General features: G+C 38.2%; 22 protein-coding genes. 17 read left to right on the plus strand and 5 right to left on the minus strand.

Going from position 1 to position 23,396, the window contains the following annotated elements; translation table 11 throughout:
* Positions 1-98 precede the first annotated feature (98 nt).
* The 5 genes from rlmH to LREU_RS00165 all read left to right on the plus strand — a co-directional run bounded on the left by rlmH (position 99) and on the right by LREU_RS00165 (position 4,047).
* Positions 99-578, plus strand: coding sequence for a 23S rRNA (pseudouridine(1915)-N(3))-methyltransferase RlmH (rlmH, locus tag LREU_RS00145; protein WP_011953354.1), 480 nt, complete (start codon positions 99-101; stop codon positions 576-578).
* Between the two features lie 142 nt (positions 579-720).
* Positions 721-939 (plus strand): hypothetical protein, encoded by a 219-nt coding sequence (locus LREU_RS00150; protein WP_003669523.1) that lies wholly within the window; start codon positions 721-723, stop codon positions 937-939.
* 67 nt (positions 940-1,006) lie between these two features.
* Positions 1,007-1,549 carry an NADPH-dependent FMN reductase gene (locus LREU_RS00155; protein ID WP_003669525.1) on the plus strand — a complete coding sequence of 181 codons (543 nt, stop codon included), beginning with the start codon at positions 1,007-1,009 and terminating at the stop codon, positions 1,547-1,549.
* A 218-nt stretch (positions 1,550-1,767) separates the two neighbouring features.
* Positions 1,768-2,940: an iron-containing alcohol dehydrogenase gene (locus LREU_RS00160; RefSeq protein ID WP_011953356.1), complete on the plus strand. Its 1,173-nt coding sequence runs from the start codon at positions 1,768-1,770 to the stop codon at positions 2,938-2,940.
* Positions 2,941-3,183: 243 nt separating this feature from the next.
* Positions 3,184-4,047 (plus strand): GRP family sugar transporter, encoded by an 864-nt coding sequence (locus LREU_RS00165; RefSeq protein ID WP_003665279.1) that lies wholly within the window; start codon positions 3,184-3,186, stop codon positions 4,045-4,047.
* A 114-nt stretch (positions 4,048-4,161) separates the two neighbouring features.
* Here the strand turns inward: LREU_RS00165 and LREU_RS00170 are convergent, their stop codons facing one another.
* Both LREU_RS00170 and LREU_RS00175 read right to left on the minus strand, forming a co-directional pair.
* Positions 4,162-4,938, minus strand: a complete 777-nt coding sequence (locus LREU_RS00170) for a VOC family protein (protein WP_011953357.1) — start codon at positions 4,936-4,938, stop codon at positions 4,162-4,164.
* Between the two features lies 1 nt (position 4,939).
* The gene (locus tag LREU_RS00175; protein ID WP_003669531.1) at positions 4,940-5,752 is read right to left on the minus strand and encodes a pyrroline-5-carboxylate reductase family protein; all 813 of its coding nucleotides are present in this window, start codon (positions 5,750-5,752) and stop codon (positions 4,940-4,942) included.
* A gap of 300 nt (positions 5,753-6,052) precedes the next feature.
* Between LREU_RS00175 and LREU_RS00180 the strand changes: the two genes are divergently transcribed.
* From LREU_RS00180 to LREU_RS00210, 9 genes are all read left to right on the plus strand, one after another.
* Entirely contained in the window at positions 6,053-7,426 is a 1,374-nt protein-coding gene (locus LREU_RS00180; RefSeq protein WP_003669532.1) for an NAD-dependent succinate-semialdehyde dehydrogenase, read from the plus strand.
* Between the two features lie 175 nt (positions 7,427-7,601).
* Positions 7,602-8,684, plus strand: coding sequence for an efflux RND transporter periplasmic adaptor subunit (locus LREU_RS00185; RefSeq protein ID WP_003669536.1), 1,083 nt, complete (start codon positions 7,602-7,604; stop codon positions 8,682-8,684).
* Between the two features lies 1 nt (position 8,685).
* Positions 8,686-9,384: an ABC transporter ATP-binding protein gene (locus LREU_RS00190; RefSeq protein WP_011953358.1), complete on the plus strand. Its 699-nt coding sequence runs from the start codon at positions 8,686-8,688 to the stop codon at positions 9,382-9,384.
* The gene (locus LREU_RS00195) at positions 9,371-10,606 is read left to right on the plus strand and encodes an ABC transporter permease (protein ID WP_003669538.1); all 1,236 of its coding nucleotides are present in this window, start codon (positions 9,371-9,373) and stop codon (positions 10,604-10,606) included. The genes LREU_RS00190 and LREU_RS00195 overlap by 14 nt, the downstream gene beginning before the upstream one ends.
* A gap of 140 nt (positions 10,607-10,746) precedes the next feature.
* Positions 10,747-10,911: a hypothetical protein gene (locus LREU_RS10375; protein WP_155105113.1), complete on the plus strand. Its 165-nt coding sequence runs from the start codon at positions 10,747-10,749 to the stop codon at positions 10,909-10,911.
* Positions 10,856-11,260: a hypothetical protein gene (locus tag LREU_RS00200; protein WP_003669539.1), complete on the plus strand. Its 405-nt coding sequence runs from the start codon at positions 10,856-10,858 to the stop codon at positions 11,258-11,260. The genes LREU_RS10375 and LREU_RS00200 overlap by 56 nt, the downstream gene beginning before the upstream one ends.
* A gap of 9 nt (positions 11,261-11,269) precedes the next feature.
* Complete coding sequence (locus tag LREU_RS10420; protein WP_003669542.1) at positions 11,270-11,407, plus strand: hypothetical protein; 138 nt, start codon at positions 11,270-11,272, stop codon at positions 11,405-11,407.
* Positions 11,408-11,595: 188 nt separating this feature from the next.
* Positions 11,596-12,990, plus strand: coding sequence for a L,D-transpeptidase family protein (locus LREU_RS00205; RefSeq protein ID WP_003669543.1), 1,395 nt, complete (start codon positions 11,596-11,598; stop codon positions 12,988-12,990).
* 289 nt (positions 12,991-13,279) lie between these two features.
* Positions 13,280-13,756, plus strand: coding sequence for a hypothetical protein (locus LREU_RS00210; protein ID WP_003669546.1), 477 nt, complete (start codon positions 13,280-13,282; stop codon positions 13,754-13,756).
* An 82-nt stretch (positions 13,757-13,838) separates the two neighbouring features.
* On the opposite strand, the gene LREU_RS00215 is transcribed toward LREU_RS00210, so the two are convergent.
* The 3 genes from LREU_RS00215 to LREU_RS00225 form a co-directional block, all read right to left on the minus strand.
* Positions 13,839-14,267 (minus strand): OsmC family protein, encoded by a 429-nt coding sequence (locus tag LREU_RS00215; RefSeq protein ID WP_003669548.1) that lies wholly within the window; start codon positions 14,265-14,267, stop codon positions 13,839-13,841.
* A gap of 67 nt (positions 14,268-14,334) precedes the next feature.
* The gene (locus tag LREU_RS00220; protein ID WP_003669550.1) at positions 14,335-15,330 is read right to left on the minus strand and encodes an NAD(P)-dependent oxidoreductase; all 996 of its coding nucleotides are present in this window, start codon (positions 15,328-15,330) and stop codon (positions 14,335-14,337) included.
* Position 15,331: 1 nt separating this feature from the next.
* Complete coding sequence (locus tag LREU_RS00225; protein WP_003669551.1) at positions 15,332-16,519, minus strand: aminotransferase class I/II-fold pyridoxal phosphate-dependent enzyme; 1,188 nt, start codon at positions 16,517-16,519, stop codon at positions 15,332-15,334.
* Between the two features lie 507 nt (positions 16,520-17,026).
* Between LREU_RS00225 and LREU_RS00230 the strand changes: the two genes are divergently transcribed.
* The 3 genes from LREU_RS00230 (at position 17,027) to LREU_RS00240 (ending at position 23,347) form a co-directional block, all read left to right on the plus strand.
* Positions 17,027-17,248: a hypothetical protein gene (locus tag LREU_RS00230; RefSeq protein ID WP_003669553.1), complete on the plus strand. Its 222-nt coding sequence runs from the start codon at positions 17,027-17,029 to the stop codon at positions 17,246-17,248.
* Positions 17,249-17,365: 117 nt separating this feature from the next.
* On the plus strand, positions 17,366-19,603 hold the full coding sequence (locus LREU_RS00235) for an ATP-dependent Clp protease ATP-binding subunit (RefSeq protein WP_003669555.1): 2,238 nt from the start codon (positions 17,366-17,368) through the stop codon (positions 19,601-19,603).
* A gap of 888 nt (positions 19,604-20,491) precedes the next feature.
* Entirely contained in the window at positions 20,492-23,347 is a 2,856-nt protein-coding gene (locus LREU_RS00240) for a hypothetical protein (RefSeq protein ID WP_003669559.1), read from the plus strand.
* Positions 23,348-23,396: the final 49 nt, after the last annotated feature.

Consider the following 23,396-nt stretch of genomic DNA (forward strand, 5'->3'; position numbering starts at 1 on the left):
TTTCAACAAAAAATTAACCGAACATTCGGGAAAAGTAAAAAAATCTACACTGGTCTGTGGATAACTTTGTGGATAAACTGTGGAAGGTAGTGGATATCTTGAATATAAAAATTATTGGTGTGGGTAAGTTAAAAGAAAAGTATTTTAAAGCGGGAATTGCTGAATATGCTAAACGACTTGGACGTTATTGTAAATTTGAAATTGTTGAGGTTCCTGATGAAAAAGCACCTGAATCTTTAAGCCAAGCAGAAATGGATGAAGTAATGGCAAAGGAAGGGGAACGGATTCTTGATAAAATCAAAGATCGCGAATATGTATATGCTTTAGCGATTAAAGGTAAAGAACGTTCTTCTGAAGAGTTTGCAAAAGAAATCAATAAATTAACAACTTATGGTCACAGTGATATTACTTTTGTGATCGGCGGTTCATTAGGGTTAAGTCCAGCAGTATTAAAACGGGCAGATGCCCAAATTTCGTTTGGACGTTTTACCTTACCTCATCAATTAATGCGTTTAGTTTTAAGCGAACAAATTTATCGAGCTTTTACCATCATCAATGGTCTCCCATATCATAAATAAAGAATTTCCTGAGTTTTGGTTAGATTATTATTTATCGTTGTTAGCGATGGTATAGTGTAAATATGAAGTGTAATGGCATAAGAATTAAAGGATTTGATTTAAAATAGGCATACGAGGTTACCAAGTAATTCTTTTAGGGGTAATGGCAGGAATATGCATTTTAGTGATGCAAGGAAAAGCAAGTGCAATGATAGTAAATGAAGCACGGCTGACATTGCCTAATGAAAAAAGAATTGAGTATGATGAATTTGAACGGTACCAGTTTCGGGCAAAACAGTTACGAACTTGGTGGCAAGTCAAGCGACCAAAATATAAAATTGATTGGTCATTTTATCATAAGAAACGAGGATACTGGGATTAGCTCAGGTCCTCGTTTTTCTTTTAACTTTTCAAAAAAGCTATTAAAATGAAGATATTAAAAGGAGGCAATGATAATGAAAAAAGTTGGGATTATAGTCGGCAGCGTTCGTCCAAATCGGCGGAGCATGCAAGTAGCAAACTGGTTAAAAGTTCAATTAAAGAAAAGTACAAAGGTTCAATTTGACATCATCGACCTAAAAGAAGTTAATTTACCGATGATGGATGAACCTAAAATTCCTTATTTGGGTTTATATGTTCACGAAAAAACGCGTAAATGGAGTGAGTTAGTACAAAGCTATGATGGTTTTGTGTTAGTTTTTCCGCAATACAATTGGGGCTATCCAGCAGTTTTGAAAAATGCGATTGATTACTTAGGAAAAGAATGGCAAGGAAAGCCGGTTAGTTTAGTAACATTCGGTGGACATGGCGGCTCGCAAGCACAAATTGCAATGAAATTGGTCGTAACCGGCTTAAAGATGGCGGCGCTTCCTGTTGATCTACAAGTTAACTTGCTGCCAGATGATTCAACTTCAACCGCTGATCGGAAGTTGAATACTTATAATACGCAAGCAGCGTTATTAAAGACTGCCTTTGAAAATGAATTAAGCTAATTTGTGATTAAAGTAGCAAATTATTGTGGGACATTAATATAAAATTGATTCAATTTGTGAATATTATGACAAACATCGTGATATTGTAGCAGATTAGGCAAGATTATTATTACAAATTGGGCGATAATGAATAAAAAATCAAAATGTTTCTATTGCAAAACTAAAACGCTTGCATGATAATGGAATCGTATTCAAATGCCATGAGGAGGGTATTTTTAATGAATAGACAATTTGATTTCTTAATGCCAAGTGTGAACTTCTTTGGTCCTGGTGTTATTGCTAAAATTGGTGATCGTGCAAAGATGCTCAATATGCACAAACCATTGATTGTTACTACTGAAGGTTTATCCAAGATTGACAATGGTCCTGTAAAGCAAACCGTTGCTTCATTGGAAAAGGCTGGCGTTGACTATGCCGTATTTACTGGCGCTGAACCTAACCCTAAGATCCGGAATGTTCAAGCTGGTAAAAAGATGTACCAAGATGAAAACTGTGACTCAATTATTACTGTTGGTGGGGGTTCTGCTCACGACTGTGGTAAGGGTATCGGTATTGTTTTAACTAACGGTGATGACATTTCCAAGCTTGCCGGAATTGAAACATTGAAGAATCCACTTCCACCATTGATGGCTGTTAACACTACTGCCGGAACTGGTTCTGAATTAACTCGTCACGCTGTTATTACTAACGAAAAGACTCATTTGAAGTTTGTTGTTGTTTCATGGCGTAACATTCCATTGGTATCATTCAACGATCCAATGTTGATGCTTGATATTCCAAAAGACATTACCGCTGCTACTGGTTGTGATGCTTTTGTTCAGGCTATTGAACCATACGTTTCTGTTGACCATAACCCAATTACTGATAGTCAATGTAAAGAAGCTATTCAATTAATTCAAACTGCTTTACCAGAAGTAGTTGCTAATGGTCACAATATTGAAGCACGGACTAAGATGGTTGAAGCTGAAATGCTTGCCGGAATGGCCTTCAATAATGCCAACTTAGGCTATGTTCACGCAATGGCTCACCAACTCGGTGGTCAATATGATGCTCCTCATGGTGTTTGCTGTGCCTTGCTCTTGACCACTGTTGAAGAATATAACTTAATCGCATGTCCAGAGCGGTTTGCTGAATTGGCTAAGGTAATGGGCTTTGACACTACTGGTCTTACCCTTTACGAAGCAGCACAAAAGTCAATTGACGGTATGCGTGAAATGTGCCGGCTTGTTGGTATTCCATCATCAATCAAGGAAATTGGTGCTAAGCCAGAAGACTTTGAAATGATGGCCAAGAATGCCCTCAAGGATGGTAATGCCTTCTCTAACCCACGTAAGGGTACTGTTGAAGATATTGTAAAGCTTTATCAAAAGGCTTACGATGGCATCTACTAATAATTAAATAAACACAAAGAGGCTGGAAATCAGCTCAGTCTCTTTACTGTTTTACGTATTAAACTGCCAGCCAACCTTACGGAGGTGGGACTATGAACTAGCCAAGCTAATTCTGTCCCCCTCTTTTTTTGTCTACTTTTAATTCTTAATATTTTGAATTTTTTTCACAAAGTTACTTGCAAGCGTATTCTTTTGAAACTATAATAAAAATTATTCTAAGAGAGAATAAGAGGAAAAGAGAAAATGATATATTTACTTGCTTTAATTCCAGCAATTGGTTGGGGTGCGATGCCATTAATTACTGGTAAAATTGGTGGTTCACCAGTTAATCAAATGTTTGGAATCGGTGCTGGAGCTTCAATTGTGGGAATTATTGCATATTTGATAACAAAACCAACCGTCAGTGTAACTGCTTTTTGGTTCTCGCTAGCGATCGGTTGTTTATGGACAATTGGACAGGTTGGTCAGTTCATCTCGTTTAAACATATGGGAGTTTCAAATACGATGCCCCTTTCTTCAGCATTTGTGTTAGTTATGACGTCGTTTGTCGGCATCTTTTTCTTTGATGAATGGCAAGGAGCCAGAGCATTAAGTATTGGGTTGACAGCGTGTGTAGTTGTAATTATTGGGGCTGTTTTAACCTCGATTTCGGACGGAACATCGGATAAAAAGGTTTCGACTAAGTGGGTATTATTTTTATTAGTAACAACAATTGGTTACTGTGCTTATTCGATTTTTCCTAAAATGCCACAGGTTGCTCATGAAAGTAGTCAGGGTATTTTCCTACCAGAAGTATTAGGAATTTTACTTGGTTCAGTAATTTATACTATTTGTTCGGGTAACGCTAAAGCATTTAAGCAAAAAGAACAATACTTAAATATTTTAGGAGGACTTTCATGGGGGATTGGTAACTTTGCCTATGTTTTTGTTGGTAAAGCTCTTGGAGTAGTGACTGCTTCAATTTTTGGTCAAATGAATGTTATTATTTCAACATTTGGTGGTATCCTACTTTTGCATGAAACCAAGACCAAGCGAGAAATGATATATACAGTAGTTGGAATTATCCTAATTGTAATTGGTAGTATTTTAACAGTAATTGCTAATTAATTATTGAAGATTTTAGGTAATATCAATAAATGAGAGAGGAAACGCGCAAAATCAGCTTTTTAACCGATTTTACGCGTTTTTTTAGTCTTATATTATTTCCCAGGTTATATTGTGCTATTTCTTATCAAGTAGATCAAACCTAATTTGTCCAAGTTGTAATTTTTCAGGTTGTTTAGCCCCGTGGAAAATCAGTTTAAATAATCGATTTTCAACGCCAGCCTTGAAAACAAGTTGTTTATCGCCAATATTAATTGTATAGGTGTCACCTTCACTTACTACTTCTGCCTGCAAGAGGGCTGACCATTGTTTAGCAGCCTCTTCTGGATCACTAACATTAAAGATTGCTTGCTTAACAAAAAGGTCACCTGCCGGATGGAATTTAATTAAGCCCTGTTTCTTGAGGTCTTCCCGGCGTTGATCATCGTTGTTGCCCCATTGAATAAAGAATGGTGCAGGTAAATGGTTAACAAGTTCATCATTGACATAGAAAATCTTCCATTGAATAAGTTTACCGGCAGGATCCACGCGCTTTCCATCAGTAATATCACCAACATTAAGCCCCAGACCCTCTAATCGCTGGTGAGTTTCTTCAATATTGTCAGTCTGAATGGCAATTGTTGTGATGCGCTGAATACCAGCAAAATAATCTTCAACGGCATCATGAATTGCTGAGTTATTTTCATATGGGAATGCCTTAGCTTTTTCCTTATTAGCGATGGTTAAGAGCTCAATGTAATTAAGGCCAAAATAATCTAGTGCATTTTTTGTTCCCCAATATTCGTGATGTCCACCAGGGGTAAAGGCTAAACCTTTAGAGTTGAAGTAATCAATTGCATCTTGAAGGTTAGTTACATCAACCATTGTATGATCCCAATTTAACGTTTCTGTCATTTTAATCACCCTTGTTCTGTTTGCCTAATTCCTTTGTTCGTTTAACAGCAGCAAGGACAGCATTTTCAATTCCCGCTGAAAAAGTGCTTTTATCTAGTTCATGCTGGGCGGTGATACCCACTCCGCCAGCAGAATTATTAATATCAAGTAATTCGGCAGGGTGTTTACCACTTTGTTCTACAAATGCAGCGGCTGCGCGTAGATTCTCAAGAGCAAGTTTGTTTGCTTGTTGGCGAGGCATTCCGGCAAGCACACCTGCGTTTGTAAAACTAATTAGAAAGTTATAGATATAGTTTGGTCCAGCCACGCCATATCCAGTAAATACATCTAGCAAGGATTCATCAATGTAATCGACTTTTCCAAAACTATTTAGAAAGTCTTCAATGACAGTTTGATTAGCTCGATTGTTTTTAACGACGCCGCTATAACCCATGGCAACATCAGTCAAGGTATTGGGGATGATCCGTGTAATTGCAAAAAGATCTTCCTGAGATGAAAGTTGTGCAACTGTTACGCCGGCAATAATTGAAAGCACGTCCTTTTGGTAGTGGTGGGCGACAAGTTCTTTCATGATCTCTTGCCAGTTATCTTGTGGACGCACTCCCAGAATAACAAGATCAGCATTCTCAACAGCCGTCCAATCAGGTTGTTGACTTGCTTGAATATGATAAGTATCAGTCAAATAATTAACTCGATCGCTCGAAATATCTGTTATCCCAGTTGTTTCAGGAGTAATTACTTTTTTCTTCAGTGCAGCCCGCAGCATTGCTTCCACCATTTGACCACCACCAAATGAGTAAATCTTAAGTGTCATTGAAACATCATCCTTTCTATATGTACCTAACCTAATCGTAGCGTATTTCAAACTAAGACGCTAATTTAAACACTTCTTTCAAAAAAATAAATTCACAAATTGGTCTACTTGAAATTAAATTAACAAGAAAGCGTTTGCTGTATAATAAAATTGTTAGTTAGAAATATAATAAAAGGGCTTTTATTTGTTAAAAAACAAACTTTTCAATATGAGATAATTGGATTTTTACGGAGTAATATTAGTTGAATTGGTCTATTAAATAGTTGTAAAATGTAAGCGTTTATTTAAGGGGGAACCATTATGGCATATCAAAGTATCAATCCATTTACGAACCAAGTAGAAAAAACGTTTGAAAATACAACTGATGAAGAATTAGAACAAACATTAACTACGGCGCATCAATTATATTTAGATTGGCGGAAGTATAATGACCTTGAAGAACGGAAACGGCAAATTTTAAAGTTAGGTCAAATATTACGTGAACGGCGTGTTGAATATGCGACAGTTATGAGTAAGGAAATGGGAAAATTAATTAGCGAAGCAGAAGGCGAGGTTGACCTTTGTGCTTCTTTCTGTGATTATTATGCAGCCCATGCAGATGAATTTCTGCAACCAAAAATTATTGCGACAACGAGTGGACGCGCCAAAGTTTTGAAGCAATCATTAGGAATTTTAGTTGCAGTTGAACCTTGGAATTTCCCATTCTATCAAATTGCCCGGGTATTTATTCCCAACTTTATTGCAGGAAACCCCATGATCTTGAAGGATGCGTCGAATTGTCCAGCATCCGCCCAAGCATTTAACGATGCCGTTAAGGAAGCTGGTGCGCCAGCCGGCAGTTTAACTAATTTATTCCTTTCATATGACCAAGTAAATAAGGCAATTGCTGATAAGCGGGTAGCCGGCGTTTGTCTTACTGGTTCTGAACGTGGTGGTGCAACCGTTGCTAAAGAGGCTGGTGCTAATTTGAAGAAGAGCACTTTGGAACTTGGTGGTAATGATGCCTTTATTATCTTAGACGATGCAGATTGGGATCTTGTCGAAAAAGTTGCCCCGGCAGCCCGTCTGTATAATGCTGGACAAGTATGTACATCATCAAAACGTTTTATTGTCCTTGAAAAGGATTATGATCGTTTCTTAAAGATGATGAAAGATGCGTTCTCGAAAGTTAAAATGGGTGATCCCCTTGATCCATTAACAACTCTGGCACCATTATCATCTAAGAAAGCAAAAGAAAAGCTCCAACAGCAAGTCGCAACAGCAGTAGAAAATGGGGCCAAAGTTTACTATGGTAATAAGCCGGTTGACATGGAAGGTCAATTCTTTATGCCAACGATCTTAACTGATATCACTCCAGATAACCCAATATTTGATACGGAAATGTTTGGGCCAGTGGCTTCGGTTTATAAGGTTAGTTCCGAAGAGGAAGCAATCGAACTGGCTAATAATTCAAGCTATGGGTTAGGAAACACTATCTTTAGCAATGATTCCGAACATGCGGAACGAGTAGCAGCGAAGATCGAAACTGGAATGAGTTGGATTAATGCCGGCTGGGCTTCATTACCAGAATTACCATTTGGTGGTGTTAAGAATTCAGGTTACGGTCGTGAACTCAGCAGTTACGGAATTGATGAATTTACTAACAAACATCTAATTTACGAAGCACGACAATAAAAATTAATCAAACAACGCAAATAAAGGGATCGCAAGTTTGGATTGCGGTCCCTTTATTATTACCTGGGAAATTATTGAATTCTTTTCAATACAATCTTGCAATATTATCTCACTGCTTATATACTCAGTTGCATAAGTAATCAACCACAAAATTGCTATTTGGAGGAACATTCATATGACTGCGAAAAGAAACAGCCATCATAAATCTCGATTACGACAATTATTTGCAACACGTCGACGTCGGTGGATTGGCATCGGTGGCCTAATTGTAATTATAATTCTTGTATTAGTTTCAATTCGACATGCAAGTGAGGAAAAAGCAACAGAAAAAAATGAATATAATATCCTACGGGTTACTGAGCAATCAGATTTTAATCTGACAGGAAAGATCGAACCAGTCCAGACGCAAACACTAACCCTGCCATCTGGTACCCTGCAAAATCTTAATGTGAAAAATGGGGATCACGTTGCGCAAGGAGAAGCACTTTTGACCATGCATAATGATAGTACACAAGATAGTGTTACTGAACTGCAGGGGGACCTTAGTAAAAGTCAACGAACAATGAATGCTCAACAACAGACAATCAATAATTTACGCCAACAGTTGAATGGGATGGGGCAAGGTGATGAAGGATACAATGATCTGCGCAATCAGCTTACCGAGGCACAAAATGCATATGCAGACGCACAAGCAAGTGTTGCTGCTACTCAACAACGGCTTAACACCGCTTCAAGCAAGGTTAATCAAACATTAACAGCACCTTTTGCTGGTTATGTTACGGTTGATCAATCAAAGCAAAATGCTCCTGTAATTACCCTTTACTCGGATACGCTTCAATTTGTCGGTCAAATCTCGGAATATGATTATAGTAAACTTCATCAAAGTGCTGATCTAAAGGTAAAGGCCTTAGCAACAAATCGAACTGCTAATACTCAGGTAAGTTATCTTTCAACAATTCCAACTAAAAATAGTGGAAATAATACCAAATATGAAGTAACTGCTAATGTTAGTGCTAATAAATTTATGGCGGGGCAGACGGCAAAAGCTTCTATTAAACAAGATGGGGTCCAGATTTCCAAATCAGCTGTTCGTCATGGGAAGGTATTTGTTGTTGATTCAGACAACCGAGTTCGCGAGACAGATGTTAGTGGCCGGGCAGTCAACAGCTCTTATATTGTGACTGATGGCGTTGATGCTGGTGATCGGATTGTGACTAACCCTAACAGTAAGTTGAAAAATAATGCAAAGGTTGATTAATATGATCAAGCTAAAGAACATTAATAAATATTACCGTCAAGGTAGCCAACGTTTTCATGTTCTCCATGATATTAATGTTGACATTGAGCAAGGCGAATTAGTAGCAATTATCGGTGAATCTGGGTCAGGGAAATCAACTTTGATTAATATTGTGGGCTTTCTTGATGATGATTTTGAGGGAACATACTTCTACCAAAATCACCCAATCCATGATTATTCGCGAAAGCAGTTTTCAAATTTACGAAATCAAAATGTCGGTTTTGTTTTTCAAAATTTCAAACTGCTACGTGGGTCAACCGTTGCAGATAATGTTGGATTACCCTTGCTATATGCAGGAAAACGACGCCGTGAAATTGGCGAACGGGTTTCTGAAGTCTTAGAGCAAGTTGGTTTAGCCGGATATGAAGATCAATTCCCTAAAAACATGTCTGGTGGTCAACAACAAAGAGTATCTATTGCCCGGGCAATATCAACGAACCCGAAATTTTTAATTGCTGACGAACCAACGGGAGCGCTTGATACGGAAACAAGCCAAGAAGTTATGAATCTTTTTAAGCGATTGAATCACGAAGAAGGAACAACGATTATTATGGTTACCCATGATCCTCATGTCGCTGAACAATGTGACCGAATAATTAAAATTATTGATGGTCGAATTGTGAGTGACAGTAAAGGCGGTGAATATCATGCAGACAATTGAGTTGATCAAATCAGCTATCCAGTCATTAAAAGCGAATAAAAAGCGGAGTTTCCTAACGATTATTGGAATTATGATTGGTATTGCTGCAGTTATTGCTATCCTTGGAATTGGGGACGGGATTACGAAAACGATGTATGATAAGTTCGGTAATAATGCTAAGCAAGGCCAGCAAACGATTGAAATCGTCTATAATCCTGATAATGTTAATTCGACCGTCAATGGATTCACTCAGGAACAAGTTGCTGATATTAATACTCAATTTGGTGGTGAAATTAAAAAAGCTGAGATTGAGCAGGAATCAGATAATCTGTCAACACATGCAGATATTGGTGATGCGACTAAATCAGTGACATTAAGCTTATTAAAGAAGCCAACCCGTGACGTGAAATTCATTGCAGGGCATAACTTTAGTAAACGGACTTTTGAACTCGGGGATACGAATGCCTTGATGAGTGAAAAAGTAGCTAGACGGCAATATGGTTCAGCACAAAATGCGCTTGGCACAACTGTAACAGTAAATAATGTCACCTATAAAGTTACGGGAGTATATAAGTCACAGGCACAGTTCACGGATGATGGAAATCAAAACTCATATGGTGTTGATTTATTATTACCGAAAAAAGTTTACTATCAAGGAGATAGTGCAAAAGAAGGGAATACACTTAAATTAACCTTTAGCCAAGGTGTAAATGCCAGTGCTATTTCCCGCAGAGTCGCAAAATACTTAAAAAATAATAGTTCGGCAGCGACCCAAGGATCCTATCAATACCTAGACATGGAAAAAGCCCTTAAGCAATTCTCTTCTCAAATGAGTATCATTACTACTTTCATTAGTTTTATTGCGGCGATTTCTCTTTTCATTGCCGGAATTGGGGTAATGAACATGATGTATATTTCAGTTTCTGAGCGGACACAAGAAATCGGAATTCGCTTAGCTGTGGGGGCCACACCATTTAACATCATGATGCAATTTTTAGTGGAAGCAGTAATTCTTACCATGACAGGTGGATTATTAGGCTTTTTAGGTGGTGCAGGATTGGCGCACTTACTAGCACCGCTTTTATCAAGTGCGATTGGTGGTGGTGGCATTCATATTCACGCTCATATTTCACTTAATGCTTTCTTATTGGCATTTGGAACATCGGCAGCTGTTGGGTTGATTTTTGGGATCTTACCGGCACGCCAAGCAGCTAATAAGAATTTGATCGATATCTTGAGATAAAAAAATCCTCAGTTTTTTGCTGAGGATTTTTTTACGAATTCTGTAGAAAACACTACGAATCCTGCAAAACGTAAAAACTATTAAATTATCGAGTATAATAAAAAGATAAATTAAAGTTAAATATTAGGAGATAGGAAAAGATGAGTAAAAATAGGGGTAAATTAACGGTTATTTCATTGCTAGTTGTAATTATTGTGGTATGTGGGGTATATATATTATTACACCCATCTTCATCAAAGAAGGTTGCTAGTGAAAGGGCTACTAAGACAGAGACGATTACAAGTAGCTCATCTAAAAAAACATAAAGCAGCCAAAGAAGATAGTTCAGATAAAGTTAAAGATGATGACTCTGATGATTCGTCTTCAGTGGCTGATACTAATGATAGCGAGGCAACTTCTGCATCTACCGCAGCAACCAGTGGTAATCAAACAGCCCAACCTGCACAAAGTCAAAATACAACCCAAGCAACGGCGGTAAGTAATTCTGGTCAAACTGCTAGTCCTAAAGCTACTACTAATAACTATAAAGGAAACCGCAGTGTCGCCAACACAAATAACCGGCGGACAGTAAGCCGAAAGACAACCCAAACTGTATCAACTCAACAACCTGTAACAGTGGAAGATGGGATGAACTTTAGCTACCGGGCTGCGTAAAAAGCGGGCGTGATTGATAATAATACATCTGTTGAAGAGTTTTACAAAAATGCCAAGGAAGGTAATGGTTCTGTAACCTACAAGGGCCAAACTATTTACTACAAAGCTAAGGGTAATAATCAATATCAAGTTACAACTGCTAAATAGTTTAGTTACTAAAAAGTGTCCGGTGTTTTTGCCAGACGCTTTTTTAGTAAAAATACTATGAAAAATGTAAAATATACTAATTGTTTACGCTTTAGTATATAATGAATGAGCGTAATGAATATGTTTACTAAGTGATCATTCAGTATAGAAATTATACTTAAAGATTTGGATGTTATGGGAGTACTTTTATGCAAAAACTATCTATTAAACAACTAATAATAATTACATTGTGCTTATTAGTGCTGGTGGTTGGCTGCATGACTATTCACCAGCGTCGTCATTTTAATAAGAACGTTAAGATTGATAATGTGTCGGTTGGTGGATTGACTGCTAAACAAGCATTAAAGAAGTTACAAGATAATCCACAATCGCCAAAAATTTATGTTAACAATGAGTTAGTATTTACGGATAAGCAATCAGTAGCAAAGTTTAGTAGTGCTGACGAACAAAAAATTAAAAATGCATTACATAGTCAGTATACTTTCTTCCCATCATCTAAGGCAAAGAACATTGCGATTAAGCCTCAAAATGTTAATCAAGATGAAGTATCAAAGATTGATCAAGCAGTCAGTCAAAAGGTAACAGAATTAAATAATGGTCGAAAAGCTCCTGTTGATGCTTACGCTGTATACGAAAATGGCCGAGTACAAGTAAAACCAGCAGTTGGTGGTACTCAATACAGTTTAGATGGTTTGCATAATAAAGTTGAGAATGAGATTGCTGGCGGAACTATTTACTTGAGGCCAGTATACAAAGCTCCGCTTTCTGCAAATAGTAAAACTGTTCAGAATGAAAAAGCAAAGCTCGAAGAATTATCAAAACGATCTGTAACATACCAAGTACAAAACAAAAAGTACCAATTAAATTGTGGTGAGATTATTACCAGAGCAACATATCAAAATGGAAAATATCACTTTAACACTGGAGCAGCTAATTCAAAGATTGATGAAATTAATAATACCCAAGCAACTCTTGGCAAATCATTTGAATTCAAAACACATGATGGATCAGTGATCAAAACAACAGATGCTGGCTCGTATGGTTGGAAGATCAGTAAAAAACAAGCTGGAAAGACTCTTACGAATGCATTGGTTGCAAATAAGCAAACAGTAAACGCCAAAAATGATATCTATGGTAAAGGTTATAATCAACAAGGAACTGGGTATAATACTACAAGCAACAATGGTATAGGGGACACTTACGCCGAAGTTTCACTAGCCGACCAACATGCCTGGTTTTATAAAGATGGTAAGTGTGTTCTTAGTACTGATATTGTTAGTGGGACGAATGATAAAGGAAATGAGACGCCAAAAGGTGTCTGGTATATTATGTACCAGCAAACACCGTCTATCCTTCGAGGCCTTAACGATGATGGTTCGAAATATGCAAGTAAGGTCCAATATTGGTCACCATTTACTGATAGTGGATGTGGATTTCATGATGCAAGCTGGCGTCATGACTGGTCAAAACAAGCCTATCTCGCTAAAGGTGGCGGATCGCATGGATGTATCAATATGCATCCAGATGTTGCTGGTCAAGCCTTTCATGACTTACAGAAAAATGAGCCTGTAATTATCTACTAAAGGAGAATTTATTATGCGCCCAAGTGCTGAACGTTCAATAATGATTGCGGTTGTTTGTTTTATATTAACAATTATTATTTCATTCGCCTTGTCTGAGGGATGGATAAAGTAGGGATTTAACGATGGACTTAGAAAAGAAGAAAAATTTGGTAATTATTAATCTATTTTATATTGGATTGATTTTGATTTACTGCATTTTACATGCAGGACCGCTGAATTTAATGGTGTTTTTGGGTATGTTAGTGGTTGCAAATTTAATGGGGATGTTAATTAAATAATGGGTTAGAAAGTGATTGATTTAACTTTACCACAAGCATTCGTTTCGGACTTTTTAAATGTTTTTGAACTAATTATTATTTATAGATTAGTGACGGGTTATTTGAACAGGAAAATTATTTTAGTTGATTTCCTTGCAAGCTTAGTTATTATTTGCGTTCCTTTTCTAGAAGGTTCATTAGAGTTTCCATTAATAATGATACATTTGTGGCTATTTGATAGGAAACATGATCGTCCGCAAATTATACATAATAATATTATTGCTATGTGTACAATAATTGTAATGATTTCACTTACTGATTTAGGTGATCATTATATGTATGAAATCTTTTTGGAAGGTAGAAAGAATATTTCGTTATTAGGATGGATATTACCAATTACAGATCTTATCCTCACTGTTATAGTAGGAATATTGGTAATACTTTTTATTGCTCCCAAAGTTCGTGAAGTTAGTATACAAATTTTGAATCCCGTTCCACTTTGGAAATAAGTAGGGGTATTCTTGTATTTTACAAACGACGTTTAAAAAGTAAATGGCTGGGAAGAATTTTTTCTCCTCAGCCATTTTTCAACTAATCAACTTTTACAAATCCATCTTGAACAAATTTCGTTCCGTAGGTCAGAGTGTTTTCCACGGGACACTTTGCGGCAACGTCAGCGAGAAACTTCTTAATGTCTTCATCAGACTCGCTGCTGCGTAGGTGTGGTTGGTAACGGATCTCAGTAAACTTACGAACATTCTTGCCATCAGCAACGTCTTCACGACCAAGATCACCCTCGATTGTTACCCAAAAAGCTCGTAAGTCAAAGTTACGCTTTTTAGCTAATGCTTGGGCAGTGATTGCCTGACAGGCACCAAATGACGCAAGAAGAATTTCTACTGGATTCATCCCCGTATTAGTACTTTCTGGCTCATCAAAGGTAATTTCAAAACCACGGGTACCTGCTGAAACTTGCATCCCCGTTGTTGTCTTAGTTGCTGTTACTTTATATTTACTCATAACCGTTCCCTCCTTTAATACCCATAGTGTAATCGAGACGATACTTTTGGTCAATGAGGGTGCTCAATTATAAGGTGATTTCATGTGGTGATTTTTCGCTATTAAGGATTGTCATCACATCATCAAGTGAAATATCCACCATGTTTTTGACTGCTAAATTAGTAAAGAAGGCAATATGGGGAGTAAGAATGACATTATCCATTTCGTGTAATTCTTTAACAAGGGGCTGATCATCAAGCCCTTTTTCTCGGCGATCCGCAGCTGCAACTGTTTCTTCACCTTCAAAGGTATCGAGGGTGGCCGCGGCGATTTCACCAGATTTTAATGCTGTGACGAGGTCAGCTGTATTAACGACTGGACCACGACTAGCATTGACCAAACCAGCAGTTGGTTTCATCATTACAAAGTCGTTAGCGGTCAGCAAACCTTTAGAAGTTGGGTTTAGATCAACGTGGAGACTAACAACATCGGCTTGCTTTAGTAATTCTTCTTTAGAAACGAACTGGACAATTCCATCGAGGTCAGTGCGCGGATTCGTGTCATAACCAAGAACAGTGGCACCGAGGGCATTAAGAAGTTTAGCAAGTGTTCCGCCGATACGCCCGACCCCAATAATTCCAATCCTTGCCGTGTGAATTTCGGTTGACTGTTCATCGCTAAACCAGCGGAAGTCATTTTCGGCGACTTGGTGGTCAAAGCGGTAAGTTTTCCGAAGCAACCGGAAAATCTGCATTAATGCAAACTCGGCGACACTCCGCGGTGAATATGCTGGTACATTGGTGACGACTAAGTCATTTTCGTTAGCCTTTTTGATGTCGACCATGTCAAATCCCGCGGTCCGAGTAGCAATTTGTTTCAGACCATTGGCATGTAGCTTTTCATAAATATCAGCCGGAACTTTACTACGTTGCTGAATCACGAGTCCATCAACATCGGCCGTTAATTCAACAGCATCGTCAATCAATTTCGGCGTTGTGATGATTTCGATATTATGTTCTTTCGCATATTCGTTAATGGCGGTTTGTTCATCGTCCCGCATACTAGTCATCAAGATTTTCGTCATGTTAATCCTCCTTATTAATGAAGGCCGCAATGTTATCAAGAGCTCCGGTTAGATTTTCCATACTGGTGGCGTAACTAATTCGAACATATCCTTGGCCGCCAGCTCCAAAGAAGGAACCGGGAATCACAGCAACTTTTCCTTCATTAGCAAGATCTGTCGCAAATTTAAGGTCATCATTACCATATTGTTCAGGAATCTTAGCAAAAACGTAGAAGGCTCCTTGAGGATTAATCAACTCGAATCCTAATTTTTGGAGGCTATTAACAACAAAGTCTCGTCGTTGCTCATAGGCATCTTTCATTTCTTGAGTAGCTGCTTTTCCTTCGTCAGTACCAAATGCGGCTACTGCAGCGGCCATTGCTGGATTAGAAGCAGCGGTTACTAACATTGCGTGAATGGCACTGACCGATTTCATCAATTCTTGCGGCCCAGCGATAAAACCAATTCGGTAACCAGTCATTGCGTGTGATTTTGAGGCACCATTTAAAATTAGCGTTTGTTCGGGGATGTAATTAGCGATTGAAGTATGAGTAGCTCCGTAAACAAGTTCAGAGTAAATTTCATCTGCAATTACAATCAGGTTAGTTGATTTAACCGTATCGGCTAGTGCTTTAATTTGATCTTGGGTGTAAGTAACACCAGTTGGGTTGGAGGGGTAGTTAAGAACTAGTCCCTTTGCATTAGGATGTTCTTCTAGTACGCTTTGGAGTCTTGCGGGTGTGAGAACAAAATCATCGCCGCTTGTATCAACTTCAATCGGAATCCCACCAAGAATCTTTGTAACAGCCATGTAGAAGGGGAAAGTTGGGGTTGGAATGATAATTTCGTCACCGGGATTAATAATAGTAGAAAGAGAAGCGAAAATTCCTTCTGTTGCGCCAACTGTAACAGCAATTTCGTTTTTTGGATCGTATTCCAGTTTGTAACGATCTTGCATGAAGTGAGCGATTGCTTGACGAAGTGCGAAAGTCCCATTTCCCGGAGCATAGTGTGAATCATTGGCATTGATGCTTTCGATTGCGGCCTGCTTCATTGCGGCTGGCACATTAAAGTCTGGTTCACCTAATGTTAGTTTAATGATGCCAGGGATTGTGCTGACTTGATAGTCAAATTCGCGGATCCCACCAGGAGTGAGTTTAGCGAAATTATTGTTAAGACGACTAAGGATTTCTTTTTTAGTAGCTGGCATGATAAATTCCTCCTATATAAATATGTAGATTTAGAAATAAAAGAAGCCCTGAATGCTATAGAAATAACATCCAGGGCTTCTTGATCAGATTGGAATGAGTATAAAAGAGGCTCTCGGATGTTTGGGGGTCATCCGGGAACATCACAATGATAAAATCACTGCTGGTTAGCGGACGGTAATCGCGCTAAACCAGAAGACATACGCTTGATTCAAGTGAATTGTCGCGGTGATCATCATTGTGTCCTCCTTTTGATTAACTGATTATTAATAATTCTAATTGTTCTTTAATTTTTGTCAAGCGTTGATTGAGAAAAACTATTAATTACAAAATTATTTATTGATTACAATTGTAAATATAATAAAGCTCGAAAATATTTGTGATTATTAGTTCGCATTTAATTTAATATTTAATTTATATTCTACAATTTTTTTTATTTTTTCGCGCCTTTTTTGTTGTGTTACTCCACAAGTGTGATATAATATTAATCGTAAAGGAAGTGGGTAGCAATGCGGATCGACATCAAACATTATTTGGAAGTTAACCACTTGACCATTTATCAAGTTTCCAAGCGTTCCGGTTACGGCTACACGACTTTACACAAATCGTTTAACAAACCACAGTCTAGTTCGACCTCGCTTAACCTGCGTGACCTTGATGCCTTGGCTCGCGCTCAAGACAAGAGCATGTGGGAGGTCCTTAAAGAACTAGAAGAGCATTACCTCGAATGAGATTGTGGCATTGCTGTAGCCACAGGAGGTCAAATGCATTAATTTTTGACTTCTAGAATACTTAGACTACGAAACTTAGAAAATAAAATATTATATTTAATTGAGGAGGGATTGCATATGGCTCAAAACCCAATGAATCCATTTGACAACGACATGAATGACATCTTTAATCAATTAATGGGTGGCATGAATGGTTTCAATTCTGATAATCGGCGTTACCTAATCAATGGTCGTGAAGTAACACCAGAAGAATTTGCTGAATATCGTAGAACTGGTCAATTGCCAGGCGGTGCAAATCCTCAACAAGGTGGGCAACCTGGCCCTCAACCTAACGCAGGTAAGGACAGTATCTTACACAAGTTAGGTCGAAACTTAACTCAAGAAGCTCGTGAACATGAACTTGACCCTGTTATTGGTCGGAACAAGGAAATCCAAGAAACAGCTGAAATTTTAAGCCGGCGGACAAAGAACAACCCTGTATTAGTTGGGGATGCTGGTGTTGGTAAGACTGCTGTTGTTGAAGGTTTAGCACAAGCAATTGTTTCCGGCGATGTACCAGCTGCTATCAAGGACAAGGAAATTATCAGTATCGATATTTCTGGCCTTGAAGCAGGTACTCAATATCGTGGTAGTTTTGAAGAAAACATGCAAAAGTTGGTTGATGAAGTCAAGAAGGCTGGAAATATCATCCTCTTCTTCGATGAAATTCACCAAATTATTGGTGCCGGTTCAACTGGTGATTCTAGTGGTTCCAAGGGTATGTCTGACATTATTAAGCCAGCATTATCCCGTGGTGAACTAACAGTTATCGGTGCAACTACTCAAGATGAATACCGGAACACTATTATGAAGGATGCTGCATTAGCACGGCGGTTCAATTCTGTTACTGTTAATGCTCCAAGCAAGGCTGATACAGTGGCCATCCTTAAAGGTATCCGTGACTTGTACGAACGTCACCACAATGTAAAGTTACCAGATGACGTTCTCCAAGCTGCTGTTGATTACTCTGTTCAATACATGCCACAACGCGCATTACCTGACAAGGCTATCGACTTAATCGATATGACCGCTGCTCACTTAGCAGCAAAGCACCCAGCACGTGATGCTAAGGCAATTGAAAAAGATATCGAAGCAGAAGAAAAGAAGCAAAAAGCGGCTGCTAAGAAAGAAGATTACAAGGCTGCCCAAGATGCCAAGGAAAAGATTGCTGACTTGAAGAAGCAATTGAGTGAAAACTCTGAATCTGAAAAGGTTACTGCTACTCCAGAAGACGTTGCTAAGGCTGTAGAACAAATGACTGGTATTCCTGTTTCTAAGATTGGTGCTAGTGACGTTGAACGCTTAAAGGACATGGACAAGCGGCTTGAAGGTAAGGTTATTGGCCAAGACAAAGCTGTTGAAGCAGTTGCTCGTGCTATTCGTCGTAACCGTGCTGGATTTGACGAAGGCGATTCACCAATTGGTAGTTTCCTCTTCGTTGGACCTACTGGTGTTGGTAAGACTGAACTTGCTAAGCAACTAGCCCTTGATATGTTTGGTAGCAAGGATGACATTATTCGGTTAGATATGTCTGAATACTCTGACCGGACAGCCGTATCTAAGATGATCGGTGCTACTGCTGGTTATGTTGGTTACGAAGACAACGGTAATACCTTGACTGAAAAGGTTCGTCGTCACCCTTATTCAATTATTCTTCTTGATGAAATTGAAAAGGCTAATCCACAAGTTATCACCCTCTTGCTTCAAGTACTTGATGATGGTCGGTTAACTGATGGACAAGGTAACACTATTGACTTTAAGAATACTGTTATCATTGCTACATCAAATGCCGGCTACTCCAACGATGCTCCAGTTAAGATGGGCCGGAACGAAGATGAAGAAGACTTAATTAAGAAGTTGACTACTTACTTCCGTCCTGAATTCTTGAACCGGTTCAACGCTATTGTTGAATTCCACAGCTTGACTAAGGAAGACTTGAAGCAAATCGTTGACTTAATGCTTGCTGAAGTTAACCGGACATTGGCTAAGAAGGGCATGGATGTTAAGGTTACTGATACTGCAAAGCAATACCTTATTGATGAAGGTTACGATGAAGCCATGGGTGCTCGTCCTCTTCGTCGGGTTATCGAACGTGAAATCCGTGATAAGGTAACTGATTACTACCTTGACCACCTCGATGCAAAGAATCTTGTTGCTGAAATGAAGGATGGCCAACTTGTAATTGTTGACGCTAAGGACGCCTCAAAAGACGATAGTAAAGAATATACTTCACCATCTGAAAAGAAGGATGAAGAAAAAGACGATAAGAAGGAAGAAGACAAGAAGTCTGACGAAGATAAGAAAGACGAAAAGTAATTTTCCTTTAATGTAGAAAAAGACATAGGATGACTCTGAAATGAGTTAACCTATGTCTTTTTTTGCTTTAAATAATAAACATTATTAATGATCTAGGCAATCACTATGGAGGCTAAAAACTAATTAGGAAAGTTGAAAATTGATGGTAAGATCTGATTTTATGCATAAAATTATTGGGATTAAGGTTAAAGTGAATTGCCTAAAAATGTCGAAAAAATAGACAAAAATAAGTGAAAAAATAGTCTGTTTTGGTGATTGGCTTATCAATCCATTTATTCAGACAACAAATATATTAGCAATTTATGATTAGTTAAATAATCAATAGACCACAAGTGCTATTATATCAACGTTTGTTCGAATTACCAGCTGTTAAATAAGGGCTGAATAGTGATTGTTTATTACCCCACTTTATCTGTATCATTCTTTCGCGGTTGTCTCTAAATGAGACATTTGGACAAAAATGAAACAGGGATAATTTACTGATTTTAGTGTAAAGATAAATTCGTTTAGTAACTTATAATTATCGTGGGAACAGGTTTGAAAAAATTTAAATTTTTTGAGGGGTTTTTAAAATAGTTTTAAACAATAAAAATGAAATATTGATACATACTATTTGCTAATTGATTAGTAATTAAACTTTGATATAAAGGCATTTTAACCATGGTTATAAAAATATTCGTCTGATTAATGAATGGCTATTTCGCTAATAAGGAAAGCAACTTAACAGGTGAATAGTTAAAACGCCAAAAGGATCTTTTCAAAAATTGTCTCTCTTGTAATCCCTAAAAACCTTGATATAGTAGGAACTGTTAAGTCATTAAGCAATAAACCTTGCATGAATAATTTATTTTCTTTTGAATATTTTTTCATAAACGGGGGTTTATTAAAATGAGAAATTCGAATACAAATAATTGGCGTTCAACTGCTTTGATTGCGGGGGCAATCTTGACAGCAGGTGTCGTTACCACCACTTCAACGACAGATGTACACGCTGATAATAGTCAAAATAATGCACAAGTAAGTAATGACCAAGTTACTTACGACCAAGTTCGGGCAACTGCTGATCAGCAACTTGCACAATTGCAATCAGCTAATGATAGTAAAGAAGCTCAACAAGCTACGGCCAACGAGCAATCAAATGCTGCGGATCTTGCACAAATCAACGCACAAATTGATCAATTAAAAGCTAGTCATGCTGCTCTAGAACAAGAACAAGCCGGTGCTATTGCACAAGCACAAGCTTCTACTGCTGCTTCTATTGAAGCACAAACTTCAGCTGCTAATGCTGAATACCAACAACAAATTAACGCACAACAACAAAACGAAGCCACTCAACGTGCAGCAAATGATCAACAGTACGCACAAGCTGTTAGTCAAGCTGCTGAAAATCAACAAGCTATTGCTGATATCAATGCACAATATCAACAAGCTTTAAGTGATGCAGCTAATACGCAGACAAGCCAAGCACAGGCTGCTGTCAATAATTACAACTCAGCTGTTGCTAAGGAAAATGATGCTTACCAAGGTAAGCTATCTGCTCAACAAGCAACTAATGCAGAAAATGTTAAAAATGCTGAAGCATCTCTTGCAACCGCAACTGCTAATGCTAACAAGCCTTATGAAGTTGCAACTACTAACGATGTTGCTGTTACTGGCCGAGTTGCTAAACCACAAACAGATGTTAAGGTTCCTGACTATGTAGCAAAATACGGAATTCATCTAGAAGTTCGTGGCTATAATGGTGCTATTCCTGTATCTGATTATACTTATCCTGAATTTGCTAATACTTACTATGGTGAATATCCTGATAGTGCAGTAATTACAAATAAGGCTGCTGACTCAACTCCACATGATATTTCAGAGATGCCATTAGATTTCCAACCAGGTCTATTAAGTTACGATACTAAAAATGATCATTCAGAAAAAGTTTCTGCTGATGGATTAACAGCTGCCCAAGTTCAAGTATTACGGGCATTAGCTCTTTCATGGGAAAATGGATTCCGTAACAATGTTTTCCAAAACTACCGTGAATTTTACAATGCGGTTAATAAGAATGATGGCTTTGTGAACGTTGCTCCAGTTGATTTAGTAAGCACTGACTTTGCTGATAACATTGCTAACCAAGTTGTTGCTAACCGGACAAAGTACAATGTTGATAATAATAGTCATACTGTTATCAGCAGTGGAATGCCTACTGAAGCAACTTATAGTAGCATTATTAATAATGCCACCCAAAACTTGCAAAAGAGTTTAACAAGTGAATTTAATGGTAAGACAGTTTACACTGACGTTAATGAAAACTTAACTACTATGCAAGCTGGGACGCCAACTCTTCTAAATTACGCTATTAATCTCTACAACTCAATGCAGGGTATGTACTATGGTGAATTGGTAAACCCAACACACATCGGTGGACATGCAGTTAATCTTCTTCGTGCTGGTGTTCGCACTGTGGGAATTGGCTTCCAAAAGCTAACTGATGAAATGACTGCTAAGAATGGTTCAGGTGTTTCTGATCGCAAGAACCCATCATATGCTGTAACATTTGATCATGTCGGATTTAACATTGATCACGATGTTAACTTAACTAAAGAAGTTCAAAATCGTAATGTATGGGGAACTTCAACTGTAGATGCACAATTAAATGCTATTAAGACTGCTCAATATCATGTTAATAAAGTACCGGGGACAAAGACAGTTACGCCAACTGCTACTGATGTGCAAAAAGCTACTGCTAGCGAACAACAAAAATTAGCTAATGTTAAGGCACAAGCACAACAATCTCTTGATGCATTAGCTAGTGCCCACCAAGCTAACTTAAATAAGCTTGAACAACAATATAATGATGCGAAGGCTCAAGTAAAAGCTAACTATGATACTGCAGTTACTAAGGCAGCTAGTGTTCGTGATGCTGCTCTTAAGGCTACTGGAGCTGTTGACCTTCAAGCTTACAAGGCTCAATTAGACAGTGCCTACCAAAACTTAGTAAAGGCTGATCAAGTAGCCGCACAAAAGCTTGCTGCTGATCGTGACGCTAAGATCGCTAATATTAAGAAAACTGAAAATGCAAAGCTTGATGCTAAGATTAATGAACTTGTTCCAAGCATTGACCCACAAATCAAGCAATTGCAAGATCAACACCAAGCAGTTATTACCCATGGTGATGCTGTTCTTGCTGAATTAAAGGCTGAAAATAAGGCTGCTTATAACAAACTTGCTGAACAATTCAACGTTCAATTAGCAGCTATTCAACAACGTGAAGATGCTAAGAGAGCTAATGAAGTTCGGTTAGCAAATAATACTGTTGTTCTTCCTACAGCAGTGAAAGCAGCTAATGATGGCAATGTTGATACTGTTGCTTTCCCAACGGTTACAAACCGTCTACAAGCTGAAACTACTGGACGCGTTCAACCAGTTTCAGCACCATCGATTGTAAAGACAGCTACGCAAACGCCAATTGCAGTTGCACCAGTTGTAACACAAACAGCTGCAGTTGCTGCTACTACAAATAATGGTACACAAACACGGGTTGCTTCTACTGCTGATAATAAAGCCACTAAAGCAGACAACAATGAAAAATCAGTTGTAAAAGCTGACACTGTTGCTAAGAAGCAAACTCCTGCTAAGAAGAGTGAATCATCACAAAAGGTTGATCAATCTTCTATGTCAATTGTTGCTTTAGCTGCCACTGCATTACTTGGTACACTCGGTATCACTTACAGCTCAAAGAAGCGCCACAACTAATCCAAAACGGTTAATAAATACAAAGAGGCTGGGAACTTCCCAACCTCTT

The organism is Limosilactobacillus reuteri subsp. reuteri (assembly GCF_000016825.1).
In the GTDB taxonomy this organism is placed as follows: domain Bacteria; phylum Bacillota; class Bacilli; order Lactobacillales; family Lactobacillaceae; genus Limosilactobacillus; species Limosilactobacillus reuteri.